Genomic DNA, 14,700 nt, shown 5'->3' with positions numbered 1-14,700 from the left:
TTCACGAAGTTTCAAGGGTGAATCAGGATTGCTAAGTATTTCCTGTTATGGCAGTCAGCAAGGTGCTCTGGGATAATTGCGGGCTTGCCCGTCCGCCGGAGGGCACACTCAAATTTACCGGCCAGTACAGCGACGCGGCGACCCCGGGATGGGCCTGGAGCCGTCAGCCTGTCCGCATTCTTGCTGCATGCCCATGTCCACATCCCGCCGCTCCTTTGTTGCCGCCGCTGCCTTGCTGGCCTCAGGCTTTACCGCCCCTGCCGTTTTTGCCGCCGCCGATGCCTGGCCCGCCACCAAGCCCATCACGCTGATCGTGCCGTTCAGTGCCGGTGGCAATGTGGACACCACGGCGCGCCTGATCGGCCAGAAGCTGGGCGAGCGCCTGCACCAGTCCATCGTGGTGGACAACGTGCCCGGCGCGGGCGGTGTGCTCGGGGTGAGCAAGGCCGTCAAGGCTCCGGCCGACGGCTACACCTTGCTCATGGGCTTTGACGGCCCCATCAGCATTGCCCAGCTGGTGAATTCCGCCGTCAAGTACGACGCCGAAAAGGATCTGACACCCGTGGGGCTGACCACCATCGCCCCCGTGGTCGCCGTGGCCCGTCCCGGCCTGCCGGCGCACAATCTGAACGAGCTGATTGCCCTGGCGCGCTCCAAGCCCGGATCGTTGACCTACGCCACTTCGGGCGTGGGCACCATGCTGCATCTGGCCATGGAAATGCTGCAGGAGCGTGCCAAGATCAAGCTGGTGCATGTGCCCTACCGAGGCGGCGCCCAGATCACCAGCGACGTGATGGGCGGTCAGGTCGATGTGGGCATGCTCACCACCGTGAGCGCCGTGCCCATGATCCAGCAGAAAAAGCTCGAAGGTCTGGGCGTGACATCGGCCAAGCGCATCGATGCCATCCACAGCGTGCCCACTTTTGGCGAGACGGCCGAGCTCAAGGGCTTTGACCTCAACACCTGGACGGGGCTGTTCGTGCCCGCCAAGACACCTCAGGCCGTGGTCACGCGCCTGGCCACCGAGCTCGATGCCGTGCTCAAGATGCCCGAGGTGCGCAAGCGCCTGGAAGACGGCGGCGCCACGCCCGGCTCCGGCACCCAGGCCAGCTTCGTCCAGTTCCTGAAGAAGGAAAAAGCCGGCTATGCCCAGATCGTGAAGTCGGCCAACATCCAGGCGGAATAAGCCATGGCTGCGCCTCTGAATCCCGTGCATGCCGAGATCCATCCGCCCGTGCTGCCCGAAGTGGCCGCCGTCGCGGACGAGATGCTGGCCCTGCGCCACGATCTGCATGCCCATCCCGAGCTGGCCTACGAAGAGCACCGCACCGGCGATATCGTGGCGGCAAGGCTGGCCGAATGGGGCTACGAGGTCCATCGCGGCCTGGGCGACACCGGTGTGGTGGGGACGCTGCGCTGCGGCGATCACCCGAATGGCAAACGTCTTGGCCTGCGCGCCGACATGGATGCGCTGCCCATCCGTGAAGCCACGGGCCTGTCCTATGCCAGTCGTCACGACGGCAAGATGCATGCCTGTGGCCACGACGGGCACACGGCCACGCTGCTGGCTGCGGCCAGGGTGCTGGCCGGGCGCAGGAATCAGCTCCAGGGCACGCTCAATCTGATCTTCCAGCCCGCCGAGGAAGGCCATGGCGGCGCGCAGAAGATGGTGGAGCAGGGCCTGTTCGAGCTGTTTCCCTGCGATGCGCTCTACGCCTTTCACAACGAGCCCGGCTACCCGGCCGGGCAGTTCGGCTTTCGCTCGGGCGTGATGTATTCCAGCTCGGACACGGCCATCATCACCATCCGCGGCAAGGGCGGCCATGGCGCCATGCCCCATGTGGCCGTGGACCCCATCGTCGTGGCCTCGCATCTGGTGCTGGCGCTGCAGACCATACGCTCGCGCGAGATCGATCCCAACGACATGGCCGTGGTCACCATCGGTGCCATCCATGCGGGCGATGCGCCCAATGTGATTCCCGAAACCTGCGAGCTGCGCGTGACCATTCGCGCGCGCTGCCCTGAGGTGCGCCAGCAGCTGCGCGAGCGCATCACGGCCATGGCCCATGCCCAGGCCGCAGTCCACCGCGCCACGGCCGAGGTGGACTACAAATGGCGTTATCCGCCCGTCATGAACGACAAGGCGGCTACCGATTTCGCAGTCGGTGTGGCCCGCGAATTCCTGGGCGAAGCATGGTTGATTCCCGATCTGCAGCCGCTGCAGGCCAGCGATGACTTCGCCATCATGCTCAATTCCGTGCCGGGCAACTACTTCATCGTCGGCAATGGCATGGGCGAGGGCGGTTGCATGGTGCACAACGCGGCCTATGACTTCAATGACAACCTGCTGCCCGTGACTGCCTCGTATTGGGTGAAGCTGGCCGAGAGCTATCTGGGCCGCGACTGAGTTTTGTATGAGTGAAATCAACCTCTCCGGCCAGGATCTGCCCGGCTTCGATGCCACGACCGACTACTGGCAAGCCACCGTCACCGAGGCCGATCTGAGCCAGTCGCCGCTGCCGCCCTATGCGAAGAGCTATCCGGCCCGATTGCCCGACGGCCGCTATCTGCTGCTGCCGCTGCGCGGCATGCCCACGGCCGACGGTTCCGCCCCCGACCGCTGCGTGGCGTCGCTGATTGCCAACCAGGCTTCCATTGAAGTGGTCGAGCAACTGGCGTTGCACATGGCGCAAGGCGCCGGGGCGCATGACTTCGATGTGGTCATAGGCCTGCCGACGCTGGGCCTGGCCTTTGCGCCGCTGGTGGCGCGCCACCTGGGCCGCAGCCGCTATGTGCCGCTGGGTTACTCGCGCAAGTACTGGTATCGCGACGAGCTCTCCGAGCCCGTCAGCTCCATCACCACGCCGGGCAAGGGCAAGCTGCTCTATATCGACCCCAATCAGCTGAGTCTGATCACAGGCAAGCGCGTGCTGGTGGTCGACGATGCCGTGAGTTCGGGCACGACCATGGTGTCCGGTCTCAAGCTGATCGAGCGTTGCGGCGCCGAAGTGGCCGCCATTGCCGTGGCCATGCGCCAGGGCACGCAGTGGCAGCAGAAATTGGTGCGTGCCGATGGCAGCGCCATCCCCGTGGTCGCGGCCTACGACTGCCCGCGCATGGAGCGCCGTGCCGACGGCTGGTGGCCTGAAGGCTCATAAAAAGAGAGCTTCTGGCGCCTTTCATATATGAGTTTCAGGCTGTTTATGCCTTGAAATCATTTCATGAAATGCGTTGCAAGCTCTTTTTTGTATAGCAATCAAAACCCGGAGCAGGAGCGAATCAGGTCAGCGCACCGCGCCCGTCGACGGTGAAGATGCGTTCGACCACGCCCTTGAGCCGGCCGCCGCGCACGCCGATCAGATGGTCGTGCAGATTGACCGTGGGGTCGCAGTGGCCGGGAATCAGCCACAGGCTCTCGCCCAGTGCAGGCAGCCAGCCGCCGTGGTTGCCCGCGTCGGCATCGGGGTGCAGCACGCCATGCTCGTCGCCGCCGTTGGCAAAGCGCAGCGCATTTTCGGGCGCCAGCGCATGCAGCCGGGGCAGGCCGGAGTCTATGGCATGGGCCTTGTGGCCGGCGTCGCAGACGGCGTGATCGCCGCTGAGCGACATGACCTGGGTCTTGACGTAGAGCGCATGCTCGAACAGGGGCTGGGCCGCATCGCGCTGGTTGGCCGCGTAGTCGGCGTCCATGAAGAGGAAGGAGCCGGGCTGGATTTCGCCATAGATGCCGCTGGCGGCTTCGTTGACCATGGTGCCCGTGCCGGCCCCCGTGATCAGCGGAATGGCCAGGCCGGCGCGGTCGAACTCATGGCGCGTGCGGTTGACGAGCTTGAGCGCCTGCTCGATGGCGGTCTTGCGCTCCTCGGCGCTGCGCAGATGCTGGGCGCCGCCGTGATAAGCCTGCAGGCCCGCAAAGCGCAGCACGGGCTGGGCTGCAATCGCCCGTGCCAGAACCAGGGCGGCTTCGCCGGGCTCTGCGCCGCAGCGGTTCTGGCCGACATTGATTTCCACCAGCACATCCATGGCGGCATCGCCGGCCTGCGCATCCTGCAGGGCCCGCGCCAGCCGCGTGATGCCTTCCTCGCAATCGACGGCCAGGGCCAGCCGGCCGCCCTGGGCATTCAGTGCCCTGGCCAGAGTCGCCACGCGCGCCAGCTTGGTCTGGGAGATGACTTCGTTGCTGATGAAGATATTGGTGATGCCGCCCTGGGCCAGTGCCTCGGCCTCGCTGACTTTCTGCACGCAGTGGCCGCAGGCGCCGGCATGTTCGAGCAGATGGGCGATATGCGCGCTCTTGTGCAGCTTGGCATGCGGGCGCCAGAGCACGCCATGCTGCTGGGCAAAGCGGGCCATGCGCTCGATATTGCGGTCCATGGCGTCCAGGTCTATGACCAGCGCGGGCGTGTCTATGCGTTTGACGGCCTGGCCGACCAGGGTCTGCAGATGCTCAGGAATGTGCTTCATCTCGGCTGCCTTGCTGAAGGTGTGCGGTATCTGCCCAGCCTACCAAAGACAGGCCGTCGGGCGTCCAGAGCAGGCGATTGATGGCGCAGTTGCTCAGCTCCCAGGTGCGTGGCGTCTGGAAATCCTGGCGCGTGGCCAGGCGGTACAGCACATCCATCACGCCGCCATGGGCGACCAGCACGATCTGCTCGCCCTCATGCTGGCGTGCAATCCGGTCCACGGTGGCAAAGATGCGTTCGCGCAAGGCCTGCAGCGAGTCGCCGCCGCCGGGCGGGGCATAGGCCGGGTTGCGCGTGCGCCAGAGCTGGGCGTCCTCGGGCTGGGTGGCTTCCACATCCTTGAAGGTGCGGCCCTGGAAATCGCCGAAGCAGCGCTCGCGCAGGCCGGCGGTGGTGTGCAGAGGTGCACCGGATCTCTGGGCAATCGCCTGCGCAGTGACATGTGCACGCTGCAGGTCGCTGCTGTAGATGGCGGCAATGCTCTCGTCGGCCAGCGCCTGGGCCGCCTGCTCGGCCTGCCACAGGCCGGTGTCGTTCAAGGGGATATCCAGATGCCCCTGGATGCGTCCATCGACATTCCAGGTTGTCTCTCCGTGCCGGATGGCAATGATGCGCGTGGCGTGCATGTCTTGGCTCGTTCAGCGTAGGTTGTTTTATTGAACAGTCATTGTCTTGCAAACAAAGTGTGCCTGTACCCCGGTCTGTTGTTACAGACTTTTCGACGCTCGGCCTGCATCGTGGCGCAGCCGGCAAGAAAAAAGGCCTGCAACTATGGTTGCAGGCCTTTGGGCATTGCAGCACTTGCCAGCACTTGCGTTTCAAGCGCCGGCTGCCATGTTTTTCGGTGTCAGATCAGCGATTTGGCATTGTCCAGCACAAAGTCGCAGGCCTTTTCCTTGAGGTTGCTCTTGACCTTGTCCAGGCTGAAGCTCTTGCCGTCGGCGCCCGTGACCATGCCCATCAGCCCGTTCTGGTAGCCCTGATCCTTGGGTTCTTCCTTCTGGCCCAGGCCCAGCTTGCCCAGCAGCTGATTCTTGACCTGGGCGGCCTTGTCGGCGTTGAGGTAGTTGTTCTTCATGCAGTAGGTGAGGACGCCTGCGGCATTGCTGGCCGTGCCGGAGCTCAGATTGCCCAGGCCCAGGGCGGACAGTGCCGAAGAGCCTCCGGAGCCGCCGAGCATGCCGCCCAGGCCCGAGGCGCTGGAGCTGCTCTCGGCCGCGCCGCCGCCCAGCTGACCGCGCAAGGCGTCGCCGAGGCCGCTGGCATGGGCGCTGAAGGCACCCGCGGCCACGGAGGCGCAAAGCAGGCTGGAGAGAGCAAATTTCTTCATGACTTCATCCTTTTCATGGCGAGGGCTCAGGGAAGACGCCCTGGTTCAAAGCGAGCTGCACGTTAGCACGCGGCAGGCCGGGCAACTGTTGAAGATTGCAAATCAACGTGCAGGCGCCACGGTGGCCGGGGTGGCTGGCGTGACCGGTGCGGCGGGCTGCGCGGGGGCTGCAGGTGCGCCGCTGGCAGGCTGCGCTGCCGGCGGCTGGATGACGGTGCGCACATTGCGCGGGCCCTGCGGCGGCTTGGGGAAGCCCGTCAGCGCCGCATCAAACAAAATGCCGAAGATGGCCGGGTCGTCGGTCCACACATCCTGGCGCTGGGCCGAGGTTTCGTAGACGATCTGCTGGGTCTTGATGTCGCGCATGACGATGCTCACGGCGCGGTAATACTCCAGCGGCGGCTCGTTGAACATCATGCTGCCGCCAAAGCCCCAGCCGAAGCCGCGCCCGTAGCTCATGCCCCAGCCCCAGCGCGGGCCCCAGTAGGGGTCGTAATAGGGCCAGCTGGCCCAGTCGCGCGCATAGCGGGCCATGGCGCTGATCTGCACCACCAGGCTGGCGCGCGAGTCATCGCGCGTCAGGCCGACGCGGGCCAGCGCATGCTGGGCCTGGGCTTCCACGGCCGCGAAGTTCACCTGGCCTTGTTGCGAGGGCAGGGTCTCCAGCCGGTAGGTGGCCGGCACAGGGATGGTGTTCAGTGCGGAAAAGCTCTGCACCGTGCTGTTGACCTCGCGCACCGTGCTGCAGCCGGCCAGCAGAGCCGTCGCAGTCAGGGCCACAAGGCCGATCCAGCGTAAGGAGGTTTTGCGCAGGTTCATGATGATTTCTCTGAAAACGACAAAGGCCCATGGGATGGGCCTTTGATTGGACAGCAGGGTCCGGTTTTAGTTCAAAAGTCCGCTCAGGACAGTTGTACCACTTGTACTCCGCCGGGCAGGGCTGCCATGGTTGGCAGCTCTTCATGGTCAAAGGCCATGTCGCCGTTGGGATCGGCAATGCCCGTGGCCTTGGCGTTCCTGAAGTCGTGCAGCTGGGGATCCATCATGTGCGTGGTCACGATATTGCCCATGGCGCGGAACATGCTCTCGATGCGGCCGGGGAACTTCTTGTCCCACTCGCGCAGCATATTGCCCACGGCCACGCGCTGCAGGCCGTCCTGGCTGCCGCAGAGGTTGCAGGGAATGATGGGGAAGTTCTGGTACTGGGCCCAGCGCGTCGTGTCCTTCTCGGGCACATAGCACAGGGGGCGGATCACCACATGCTTGCCGTCGTCGCTGACCAGCTTGGGCGGCATGCCCTTCATGCGGCCGCCGTAGAACATATTGAGCATCATGGTCTGCACGATGTCGTCGCGGTGATGGCCCAGGGCCACCTTGGTGCAGCCCAGCTGGTCGGCCACCTTGTACAGGATGGCGCGGCGCAGGCGCGAGCACAGGCCGCAGGTGGTCTTGCCTTCGGGCACGACGCGCTTGACGACGCTGTAGGTGTCCTGGTTCTCGATGTGGTAGTCCACACCGATGCTCTGGAGGTACTCGGGCAGCACATGCTCGGGGAAGCCGGGCTGCTTCTGGTCCAGGTTCACGGCCACGATGTCGAACTTCACGGGTGCGCGCTTTTGCAGCTTGCGCAGAATGTCGAGCAGGGTGTAGCTGTCCTTGCCGCCGGACATGCAGACCATGACCTTGTCGCCTTCCTCGATCATGTTGTAGTCGAGGATGGCCTTGCCCACTTCGCGGCACAGGCGCTTCTCGAGCTTGATCTGTTCGCGCTCGATCTTGATCTTGCCGGGCTTGGCGGCTTCTTCGCCGTTGGCGTTCTCTGCGGCCGCAGCATCGGCGGCTTCTGCCTCTTCGGCAATCCAGGGGTTGTCGTTTACTGCATTCATGGGGTTCACCATTGTCCGGTTTCGATGCGAATGGCTACTTCGCAGTCGTCAAAAATTTCCAGCTTCGCAATTTTCACACGCACGCCGCGCACGCCGGGCAGCTGCAGCAGGCGCTGGGCCAGCTTGCCGATCAGGCTCTCGAGCAGGTTCACATGCTCGGAGGTGCATTCGTCGATGATGATCTGGCGCACCTTGCGGTAGTCCAGCACATGAAGGATGTCGTCATCGCGCGGAGCCAGGGGCTGGGGGCCGAGATTGAGTTCGGCGTCGACCTGGATCGGCTGAGGCTCTTGTTTCTCATGCGCAAGAATCCCCAGGCTGGCATCAAAGCGCAGGCCGGTGAGCGTGAGAATCTGTTGTCCGGAAGTGGAAGTCATGGAAAAGGGTGCGGCCTCGGTGGGCTCACATCATCGAAAAATCGCGCTCGAAGCGCTGTAAATGTTGGCCGCCATCGACCAGCATGGTGGTGCCCGTCATGGATCGGTTTTCCAGTGCAAAGCACACGGCGGCGGCAATGTCCTCGGACGAGGAGGAGCGTCCCAGCGGGCTCATGGCGTGCAGGGTCTCGAACTTTTCCTGGCTCAGCATATGGCTGGTCAGCGTCAGGCCCGGCGCCACGCCCACCACGCGCACGCTTGGCGCCAGAGCCAGGGCCAGCATGGTGTTGGCGGCTTCCAGAGCCGCCTTGGAGAGGGTGTAGCTCAGGAAATCGGGGTTCTGGTTCCAGAGCTTCTGGTCCAGCACATTGACCACGGCACCCTGGGCCGAGGCTTCGCCGGCCGCCACACGCTCCTGCACATGGGCGTGCAGAGCCTGGGACAGCAATATGGGCGCACCCGTGTTGCTGCGCAGATGCGCTTCCAGCGCCACATAGCTGAAGCTCTGGGCATCGTCATGCTCGAACAGCGAGGCGTTATTGACCACGGCGTCGATGCGGCCAAAGCGCTCCACCACACGCGGCACCAGTGAGCGCACCGACTCCTCGTCAAAGAAATCAGCGTCAAAAGCGGCGCTGTCGCCCGACAACTGCGCGCAGGAAGCCACGGTCTGCATGGCTTGCTCGCGGGAGTCGCGATAGTGCACAGCCACTTGCCAGCCCGCGCGGGCCAGGGCCAGGGCCATGTCACGTCCAAGGCGACGGGCGGAACCGGTCACCAATACTGTGCGTGGTCGGGCGGGTGAGGACATTCGTGGAAAATGCGGGTTGTGACGACAGAACCCTCAAGTTTAACGAGCGCCTTGCAATCCCGCATTGCCAAGGAGATTGCCGCCGTGGGCGGCTGGCTGCCTTTCGACCGTTTCATGGAGCTGGCGCTCTATGCACCGGGCCTGGGCTATTACGCCAATGAGACGGCCAAGTTCGGCGCCATGCCGGAGTCGGGCAGCGACTTTGTGACGGCGCCGGAGATTTCGCCTATTTTTGGCCAGCTGGTGGCGTCCCAGTTACGGGAAGCGCTACAAAAAACGAATACCCGCGAGATCTGGGAGTTCGGCGCCGGCACGGGCGCGCTGGCGCTGCAGATCCTCGACGAGCTGGCGGCTCAGGGTGCGTTGCCAGAGCGCTACACCATAGTCGATCTCTCGGGAACGCTGCGCGCGCGCCAGAAGCTGGCGCTGGCCAAGTACGAACATCTGGTGCGCTGGGTGGATGCGCTGCCCGAGGCCATGGAAGGCGTGATCATCGGCAACGAGGTGCTGGATGCCATGCCGGTGCAGCTGCTGCAGCGCACCGCAGGCCAATGGCATGAGCGCGGCGTGGTGCTCGGCGCAGGCGGCGATGAGGCGGCTTTTGCCTGGGAAGACCGTCCCACCGAACTGCGCCCGCCTGTGGATATCGGTGGCCCGCATGACTTTCTGACCGAAATCCACCGCCAGGGCGAGGCATTTATCCACACCCTGGGCGAGCGTCTGGTTCGCGGTGCCGCTTTTTTCATCGATTACGGCTTCGGCGAGAGCGAGTACTACCACGAGCAGCGTCATATGGGAACCCTGGTCTGCCACTACCAGCATCAGGTGGACAACGACCCTCTGGTGCTGGTCGGCCTCAAGGACATCACGGCTCACGTCAATTTCACGGGCACGGCCGTGGCGGCCCAGGATGCGGGCTTCGACGTGCTGGGCTATACCAATCAGGCGCACTTTCTCATCAACTGCGGACTTGCGCCCAAGCTCGATGCGGTCGGCATCAAGGCCAGATCCATGGCCTCCAAGCTGGTCATGGAGCACGAGATGGGCGAGCTGTTCAAGGTCGTTGCCCTGTCCAAGGGTGTGGAACCCTGGACGCCGCTGGGCTTTGTGCAGGGCGACCGCACGCATCGGCTATAGCGTCTGCGTGCCAGCCGAGCTCACTGCTTTTCGAGCTTGGCGGCCTGGATGATGCTGCCCCAGTGCTTGTACTCGGTGCGCGTGAAGTCGCGGAACGCGCTTGAGCCGAGCAGGCGAGGTTCGCCGCCCAGGGCTGCGACCCTGGCCTTGAACTCGGGGCTGCTGGCCACCTTGAGCGTGGCGGCTTCAAGTCGCTGGACCACGGCGCGTGGTGTCCCCTTGGGGGCCAGCACGCCGTTCCAGGTGGCGGTGACAAAGGACGGAAAGCCGCTTTCCTTCATGGTCGGGACCTGAGGCAGCTGCGGCAGGCGTTCGGTCGAGGTCACGGCCAGCGCCTTGAGCTTGCCGCCCTGGATGAAGGGCAGTGCCGGCGTGATGTTCTCGAAAATGAAATCGATCTGGCCGCCGATCAGATCGGTGAGCGCCGGAGCGCTGCCCTTGTAAGGCGCGTGAACCAGGTCCAGTTTGGCGGCGCTCTTGAGCAGCTCGCCCGAGAGATGCACGGTGGAGCCCATGCCCGGCGAGCCGTAGCTCATGCCGGTGCGGCGCTCGCGCGCGTAGCTCACCAATTCGGCCACCGATTTGACCGGTGTTTTCGACTCGTTGACCACCAGCACATTGGGAATCGAGGTCACCAGAGCAACGTACTCGAAGTCGTCCAGGCTTTTCTCGCTGAGATTGCGGTACAGGCTGGGATTGATGGCCTGCGTGCCTGCCGTGCCGAACAGCAGGGTGTAGCCGTCATTGGCGGCGGCTGCGACGCGGCTGGCTCCGATGGCTCCGTTGGCGCCGGGGATGTTCTCCACCACGACCGGCTGGCCCAGGGCCTCGGCCAGACCCTGGCCGACCAGGCGCGCCACGACATCGGTGTTGCCGCCGGGCGAGAAAGGCACGACCAGCTTGAGCGGGCGATTGGGGAAGCTGTCGGCAGCCGCTGGCAGGGCCAGGCTGGCGCCCAGCAGCGCTGCGGTCAGAAGAAACTGTTTGCGTGAAAAGGTCTGGGGCACGGTATGTCTCGTTGTTTGTTGTTGGCGGGCCGTGACGGCAGACGCATGGGCCCGATCCCTGCATGGCGCAGGGCTTGGACATCATGGGCAGAGGGGGGAATTGAGGTCAATCAATCTTTGGGAAGCATGTCATGCATAAACGGAATGGCTGCCTGACAGCATGGGCGCGCAGGCCGCCAGGACAGTGCGCCCCTATACTTGTGGTCTCATGATTCGCTGGTTGATCGTCATTTTTCTGGCCCTGTTGCTCGTCAACGGGCTGCACGGCTGGCTGCAGCGCATAGGGCTGGGGCGTCTGCCCGGCGACTTCCGTTTCCGGCTGTTCGGCAAGGAATTTTTTCTGCCCGTGGCCAGTACGGTGCTGCTCAGTGTGGTGGCGGCGCTGATTGCCCGCTTTGTGAAGCTCTGAGAGCGTAAACACGTTCTGAGGCTGGCCGACTTGAATCTGCAGGCTTTGGCTGCACATACGGACCTGAGCCCGAGCAGTGCCTGCTGGCACCGTCAGGCATTGCCAAAGAAAGTACGACTTACGCAAAGCGGGTTCAGGCAAGGCGACTGTCCCAGGAGGCAGGCCGTTGTCGCATTCTTGTTTGCGTAAATCCTAGAAAGGTTGCCCCTGTGTCCGAATCCCTGCACTACGTCTGTCCTCATTGCCACACCACCAATCGCATTGCCAGCGACCAACTGGGCAATCAGCCCGATTGCGGCAGCTGCCACCAGCCGCTGGTGACGGGCGAGCCCGTGGCGCTGGACAACGACAGCTTTGCCCGGCACACCGGCCGCAGCCAGTTGCCCGTGGTCGTGGATTTCTGGGCCCCCTGGTGCGGCCCCTGCCGCATGATGGCGCCGGCCTTTGCCCAGGCGGCCCAGCAACTGGCGGGGCAGGCGCAACTGGCCAAGCTCGATACCGAGGCTTATCCACAGGCCGCAGCACCCTTGGGCATTCGCAGCATTCCGACCATGGTGGTTTTCAAGGAAGGCAAGGAACTGGCACGCATCTCCGGGGCACTGCCGGCCTCGGAGATCGTGCGCTGGGTGCGCTCGGTGATCTGAGCGGCGGCTTCGCGCGAGCCGGCCCGCTCACCCGGCCCCGGCCCCGGTTCGGGGCCGGTTAGCCTGGCTCAGGCGGCGATGTCCAGCACCACGCGGCCTTCGATCTTGCCTTCGTGCATGCGGGCAAAGATGTCGTTGATGTTTTCCAGCTTGTCGGTGGATACGGTGGCCTTGACCTTGCCCTGAGCGGCAAAGTCCAGCGACTCCTGCAGGTCCAGGCGCGTGCCGACGATGGAGCCGCGCACCGTGATGCCCTTGAGCACCATGGAGAAGATCGGCAGCGGAAAATCGCCGGGTGGCAGGCCGTTGAGCGAAATCGTGCCGCCGCGGCGCACCATGCCCAGAGCCTGCTCGAAAGCCTTGGGCGACACGGCCGTGACCAGCACGCCGTGGGCGCCTTCAATCTCTCTTTGCAGATAGGCCGCCGGGTCGGTGTTCATGGCGTTGACGGTGACGGTTGCGCCCAGCTGGCGCGCCAGCGCGAGCTTGCTGTCGTCGATGTCGACCGCCGCGACATTGAAGCCCATGGCCTTGGCATATTGCACGGCCATATGGCCCAGGCCGCCGATGCCGGAAATCACCACCCAGTCGCCGGGCTTGGCGTCGGTGACCTTCAGGCCCTTGTACACCGTGACCCCGGCGCAGAGCACGGGAGCGACGTCGATAAAGCTCACATTGGACGGCAGATGGCCCACATAGTTGGGGTCGGCCAGTGCGTAATCGGCAAAGCCGCCATTGACCGAATAGCCGGTATTGGTCTGAGATTCGCACAAGGTTTCCCAGCCGCCTATGCAGTGGCGGCAGAAGCCGCAGGCGCTGTGCAGCCAGGGCACGCCCACGCGATCCCCTTCCTTGACATGCTTGACGTTCTTGCCCACCGCAGCCACATGGCCCACGCCCTCATGGCCGGGAATGAAGGGCGGATGAGGCTTGACGGGCCAGTCGCCTTCGGCCGCATGCAGATCGGTGTGGCAGACGCCGGAGGCGGCAATCTTGACCAGGATCTGATCGTCTGCCGGTCGAGGGACCGGCATTTCTTCGATCGTGAGCGGCTTCCCGAAGGAACGCACCACGGCGGCTTTCATGGTCTGGGGTAAGGACATCAGAGCACCTCCTTGAAGCAAGAGGGCAAGGCCGTGGCCTGTGGGCCGGACACTTGCCCGTCAAAGAACCATACCGGTATGGAATGGGTGTTGCAGCGGGCTTCGTGACCCGCTGCATGGCCCGGGCGGAGCGAACCGCCGTAGCCGTCTCGTACTGTGCAATGGCTGCAGCATACCTTCTTTGACTTAACTCAAGCCGTGCTCATCCCTGCCTTCTGGACCTCGGCGCGCGGACGGCTAGGCGCCGTCTTCCAGATAGGCGGCAATCGCCTGCTCGCGCGCCTTGCTCACCGCGTCGCCGATGGCCTTGCCCTTGAGGCCGCGCTGCGCTGCGGCCTGGGCCACCGGGCCGGTTTCCACGGCCAGAGCCGCTTTCAGGGCATTGCCCAGGCGCTGGCGCTGCGGATAGGCCGCATCTTCAAAGCCCAGACGTCCGCGCGCGTCGCATTCGCAGGCCTGCAGGGCTTCCTCGAAGCGCTGGGGCTTGCGTATGGCATCGCAGCGCTCGAGCAGCCGCAGCAGGGCGGCGGCATTGAGCTCGTGGCTGCGGTGGATGTTGCCATGCTCGCGCGCCACGACCTCGGCCAGCTCCTTGCAGTCGTTGGGCACGCGCCAGCGCTCGCAGACCTGCAGCAGCAGGCGGGCGCTGCGCTGCTCATGGCCGATATGGCGGGGCAGCACATCGGCCGGCGTGGTGCCCTTGCCGAAGTCATGGCAGAGGCAGGCAAAACGCACGGACAGCGGTGCCTGCAAGCGCGCCGACATGTCCAGCACCATCATGGCATGCACGCCGCAATCGATCTCGGGGTGGTATTCGGCGCGCTGGGGCACGCCCCAGAGCTTGTCGAGTTCGGGCAGCAGCCGGACCAGCGCCCCGCATTCGCGCAGGATCTCGAACATGCGCGAGGGCCGCTCCTCCATCAGGCCGCGGCTGATTTCCTGCCACACGCGCTCGGGCACCAGGGCATCGACCTCTCCGGCCGCCACCATCTCGCGCATGAGTTCCATGGTCTCGGGCGCGACGGAAAAATCGGTGAAGCGCGCCGCAAAGCGGGCCAGACGCAGAATGCGTACCGGGTCTTCGCGGAAGGCATCGGTCACATGGCGCAGCACGCGATTCTTCAGATCCTGCTGGCCGTGGTAGGGATCCACCAGATCTTCGAGGTCGCCGTTGCCTGTCCAGTCTGCGGGAGCTGCGATGGAGTTGATGGTGAGATCGCGCCGCGCCAGGTCTTCTTCCAGCGTCACATCGGCGGCGGTGTGGACCACAAAGCCGCGATAGCCCATGCCGTTCTTGCGCTCGGTGCGTGCCAGCGCATATTCCTCATGGGTCCGGGGGTGCAGAAACACCGGAAAGTCGCGCCCCACGGGCACGAAGCCGCGCGCGCTCATCTGCTCCGGCGTGGCGCCAACCACCACCCAGTCCGTATCGTTGACGGGCAGGCCCAGCAATGCATCGCGCACCGCACCGCCTACCTTGAAAACCTTGAATTCACTCATGCTGCAATGGTAGTGGCTGCGAGCCGGCCTGCA

At 64.5% G+C, this 14,700-nt stretch carries 16 protein-coding genes; 6 read left to right on the top strand and 10 right to left on the bottom strand.

What is annotated here, in order from left to right; translation table 11 throughout:
- Window positions 1-193: 193 nt before the first annotated feature.
- The 3 genes from JAO85_RS06475 to JAO85_RS06465 are packed head-to-tail and all read left to right on the top strand — an operon-like array spanning window position 194 to window position 3,158.
- Window positions 194-1,186: a tripartite tricarboxylate transporter substrate binding protein gene (locus tag JAO85_RS06475; RefSeq protein WP_202787732.1), complete on the top strand. Its 993-nt coding sequence runs from the start codon at window positions 194-196 to the stop codon at window positions 1,184-1,186.
- 3 nt (window positions 1,187-1,189) lie between these two features.
- Entirely contained in the window at window positions 1,190-2,407 is a 1,218-nt protein-coding gene (locus JAO85_RS06470; protein WP_054073802.1) for a M20 aminoacylase family protein, read from the top strand.
- A 7-nt stretch (window positions 2,408-2,414) separates the two neighbouring features.
- Entirely contained in the window at window positions 2,415-3,158 is a 744-nt protein-coding gene (locus JAO85_RS06465; protein WP_202787731.1) for a phosphoribosyltransferase, read from the top strand.
- 121 nt (window positions 3,159-3,279) lie between these two features.
- Here the strand turns inward: JAO85_RS06465 and JAO85_RS06460 are convergent, their stop codons facing one another.
- The 7 genes from JAO85_RS06460 to JAO85_RS06430 all read right to left on the bottom strand — a co-directional run bounded on the left by JAO85_RS06460 (window position 3,280) and on the right by JAO85_RS06430 (window position 8,867).
- Complete coding sequence (locus JAO85_RS06460) at window positions 3,280-4,464, bottom strand: DSD1 family PLP-dependent enzyme (protein WP_202787730.1); 1,185 nt, start codon at window positions 4,462-4,464, stop codon at window positions 3,280-3,282.
- Complete coding sequence (locus JAO85_RS06455; RefSeq protein WP_003068775.1) at window positions 4,448-5,089, bottom strand: histidine phosphatase family protein; 642 nt, start codon at window positions 5,087-5,089, stop codon at window positions 4,448-4,450. The genes JAO85_RS06460 and JAO85_RS06455 overlap by 17 nt, the downstream gene beginning before the upstream one ends.
- 221 nt (window positions 5,090-5,310) lie before the next feature.
- The gene (locus JAO85_RS06450; RefSeq protein ID WP_046460605.1) at window positions 5,311-5,793 is read right to left on the bottom strand and encodes a DUF2501 domain-containing protein; all 483 of its coding nucleotides are present in this window, start codon (window positions 5,791-5,793) and stop codon (window positions 5,311-5,313) included.
- A gap of 102 nt (window positions 5,794-5,895) precedes the next feature.
- Window positions 5,896-6,612: a DUF4136 domain-containing protein gene (locus JAO85_RS06445; protein WP_202787729.1), complete on the bottom strand. Its 717-nt coding sequence runs from the start codon at window positions 6,610-6,612 to the stop codon at window positions 5,896-5,898.
- Between the two features lie 83 nt (window positions 6,613-6,695).
- Window positions 6,696-7,691: a tRNA 2-thiocytidine(32) synthetase TtcA gene (ttcA, locus tag JAO85_RS06440; RefSeq protein WP_202787728.1), complete on the bottom strand. Its 996-nt coding sequence runs from the start codon at window positions 7,689-7,691 to the stop codon at window positions 6,696-6,698.
- A complete protein-coding gene (locus tag JAO85_RS06435; protein ID WP_003050921.1) occupies window positions 7,685-8,056 on the bottom strand; it encodes a dihydroneopterin aldolase in 372 nt (123 codons plus the stop codon). The genes ttcA and JAO85_RS06435 overlap by 7 nt, the downstream gene beginning before the upstream one ends.
- A gap of 25 nt (window positions 8,057-8,081) precedes the next feature.
- Window positions 8,082-8,867, bottom strand: a complete 786-nt coding sequence (locus JAO85_RS06430) for an SDR family oxidoreductase (protein ID WP_202787727.1) — start codon at window positions 8,865-8,867, stop codon at window positions 8,082-8,084.
- A gap of 9 nt (window positions 8,868-8,876) precedes the next feature.
- On the opposite strand from JAO85_RS06430, the gene JAO85_RS06425 reads away from it, so the two are divergent.
- Window positions 8,877-10,004, top strand: a complete 1,128-nt coding sequence (locus tag JAO85_RS06425; RefSeq protein WP_187427529.1) for a class I SAM-dependent methyltransferase — start codon at window positions 8,877-8,879, stop codon at window positions 10,002-10,004.
- A gap of 20 nt (window positions 10,005-10,024) precedes the next feature.
- On the opposite strand, the gene JAO85_RS06420 is transcribed toward JAO85_RS06425, so the two are convergent.
- The gene (locus JAO85_RS06420; RefSeq protein ID WP_202787726.1) at window positions 10,025-11,011 is read right to left on the bottom strand and encodes a tripartite tricarboxylate transporter substrate binding protein; all 987 of its coding nucleotides are present in this window, start codon (window positions 11,009-11,011) and stop codon (window positions 10,025-10,027) included.
- A 208-nt stretch (window positions 11,012-11,219) separates the two neighbouring features.
- Here JAO85_RS06420 and JAO85_RS06415 point away from each other — a divergent pair, with 208 nt between their 5' ends.
- Together JAO85_RS06415 and trxC are read left to right on the top strand one after the other, a co-directional pair.
- A complete protein-coding gene (locus JAO85_RS06415; protein WP_012839950.1) occupies window positions 11,220-11,420 on the top strand; it encodes a DUF2905 domain-containing protein in 201 nt (66 codons plus the stop codon).
- Window positions 11,421-11,629: 209 nt separating this feature from the next.
- Window positions 11,630-12,064: a thioredoxin TrxC gene (gene trxC / locus JAO85_RS06410; protein ID WP_202787725.1), complete on the top strand. Its 435-nt coding sequence runs from the start codon at window positions 11,630-11,632 to the stop codon at window positions 12,062-12,064.
- Window positions 12,065-12,132: 68 nt separating this feature from the next.
- Here trxC and adhP read toward each other — a convergent pair whose 3' ends face one another.
- Together adhP and JAO85_RS06400 are read right to left on the bottom strand one after the other, a co-directional pair.
- Window positions 12,133-13,167: an alcohol dehydrogenase AdhP gene (adhP, locus tag JAO85_RS06405; RefSeq protein ID WP_034354660.1), complete on the bottom strand. Its 1,035-nt coding sequence runs from the start codon at window positions 13,165-13,167 to the stop codon at window positions 12,133-12,135.
- A 237-nt stretch (window positions 13,168-13,404) separates the two neighbouring features.
- Window positions 13,405-14,667 carry a multifunctional CCA addition/repair protein gene (locus JAO85_RS06400; protein WP_202787724.1) on the bottom strand — a complete coding sequence of 421 codons (1,263 nt, stop codon included), beginning with the start codon at window positions 14,665-14,667 and terminating at the stop codon, window positions 13,405-13,407.
- Window positions 14,668-14,700: the final 33 nt, after the last annotated feature.

Origin of the sequence: Comamonas sp. NyZ500, from assembly GCF_016772095.1 — a bacterium.
In the GTDB taxonomy this organism is placed as follows: Bacteria; Pseudomonadota; Gammaproteobacteria; order Burkholderiales; family Burkholderiaceae_C; genus Comamonas; species Comamonas thiooxydans.
The sequence above is the reverse complement of the archived record's forward strand: the minus strand, read 5'-3'. Positions and strand labels throughout refer to the sequence as shown.

What these genes read in the sequence shown, in the direction of transcription:
- JAO85_RS06415 (WP_012839950.1), top strand. Translation starts at nt 11,220, where the DNA reads ATGATTCGCTGGTTGATCGTCATTTTTCTGGCCCTGTTGCTCGTCAAC.
- adhP (WP_034354660.1), bottom strand. Translation starts at nt 13,167, where the DNA reads ATGTCCTTACCCCAGACCATGAAAGCCGCCGTGGTGCGTTCCTTCGGG.
- JAO85_RS06465 (WP_202787731.1), top strand. Translation starts at nt 2,415, where the DNA reads ATGAGTGAAATCAACCTCTCCGGCCAGGATCTGCCCGGCTTCGATGCC.
- JAO85_RS06435 (WP_003050921.1), bottom strand. Translation starts at nt 8,056, where the DNA reads ATGACTTCCACTTCCGGACAACAGATTCTCACGCTCACCGGCCTGCGC.
- ttcA (WP_202787728.1), bottom strand. Translation starts at nt 7,691, where the DNA reads ATGGTGAACCCCATGAATGCAGTAAACGACAACCCCTGGATTGCCGAA.
- JAO85_RS06470 (WP_054073802.1), top strand. Translation starts at nt 1,190, where the DNA reads ATGGCTGCGCCTCTGAATCCCGTGCATGCCGAGATCCATCCGCCCGTG.
- JAO85_RS06460 (WP_202787730.1), bottom strand. Translation starts at nt 4,464, where the DNA reads ATGAAGCACATTCCTGAGCATCTGCAGACCCTGGTCGGCCAGGCCGTC.
- JAO85_RS06400 (WP_202787724.1), bottom strand. Translation starts at nt 14,667, where the DNA reads ATGAGTGAATTCAAGGTTTTCAAGGTAGGCGGTGCGGTGCGCGATGCA.
- JAO85_RS06425 (WP_187427529.1), top strand. Translation starts at nt 8,877, where the DNA reads ATGCGGGTTGTGACGACAGAACCCTCAAGTTTAACGAGCGCCTTGCAA.
- JAO85_RS06475 (WP_202787732.1), top strand. Translation starts at nt 194, where the DNA reads ATGTCCACATCCCGCCGCTCCTTTGTTGCCGCCGCTGCCTTGCTGGCC.
- JAO85_RS06430 (WP_202787727.1), bottom strand. Translation starts at nt 8,867, where the DNA reads ATGTCCTCACCCGCCCGACCACGCACAGTATTGGTGACCGGTTCCGCC.
- JAO85_RS06455 (WP_003068775.1), bottom strand. Translation starts at nt 5,089, where the DNA reads ATGCACGCCACGCGCATCATTGCCATCCGGCACGGAGAGACAACCTGG.
- JAO85_RS06445 (WP_202787729.1), bottom strand. Translation starts at nt 6,612, where the DNA reads ATGAACCTGCGCAAAACCTCCTTACGCTGGATCGGCCTTGTGGCCCTG.
- JAO85_RS06450 (WP_046460605.1), bottom strand. Translation starts at nt 5,793, where the DNA reads ATGAAGAAATTTGCTCTCTCCAGCCTGCTTTGCGCCTCCGTGGCCGCG.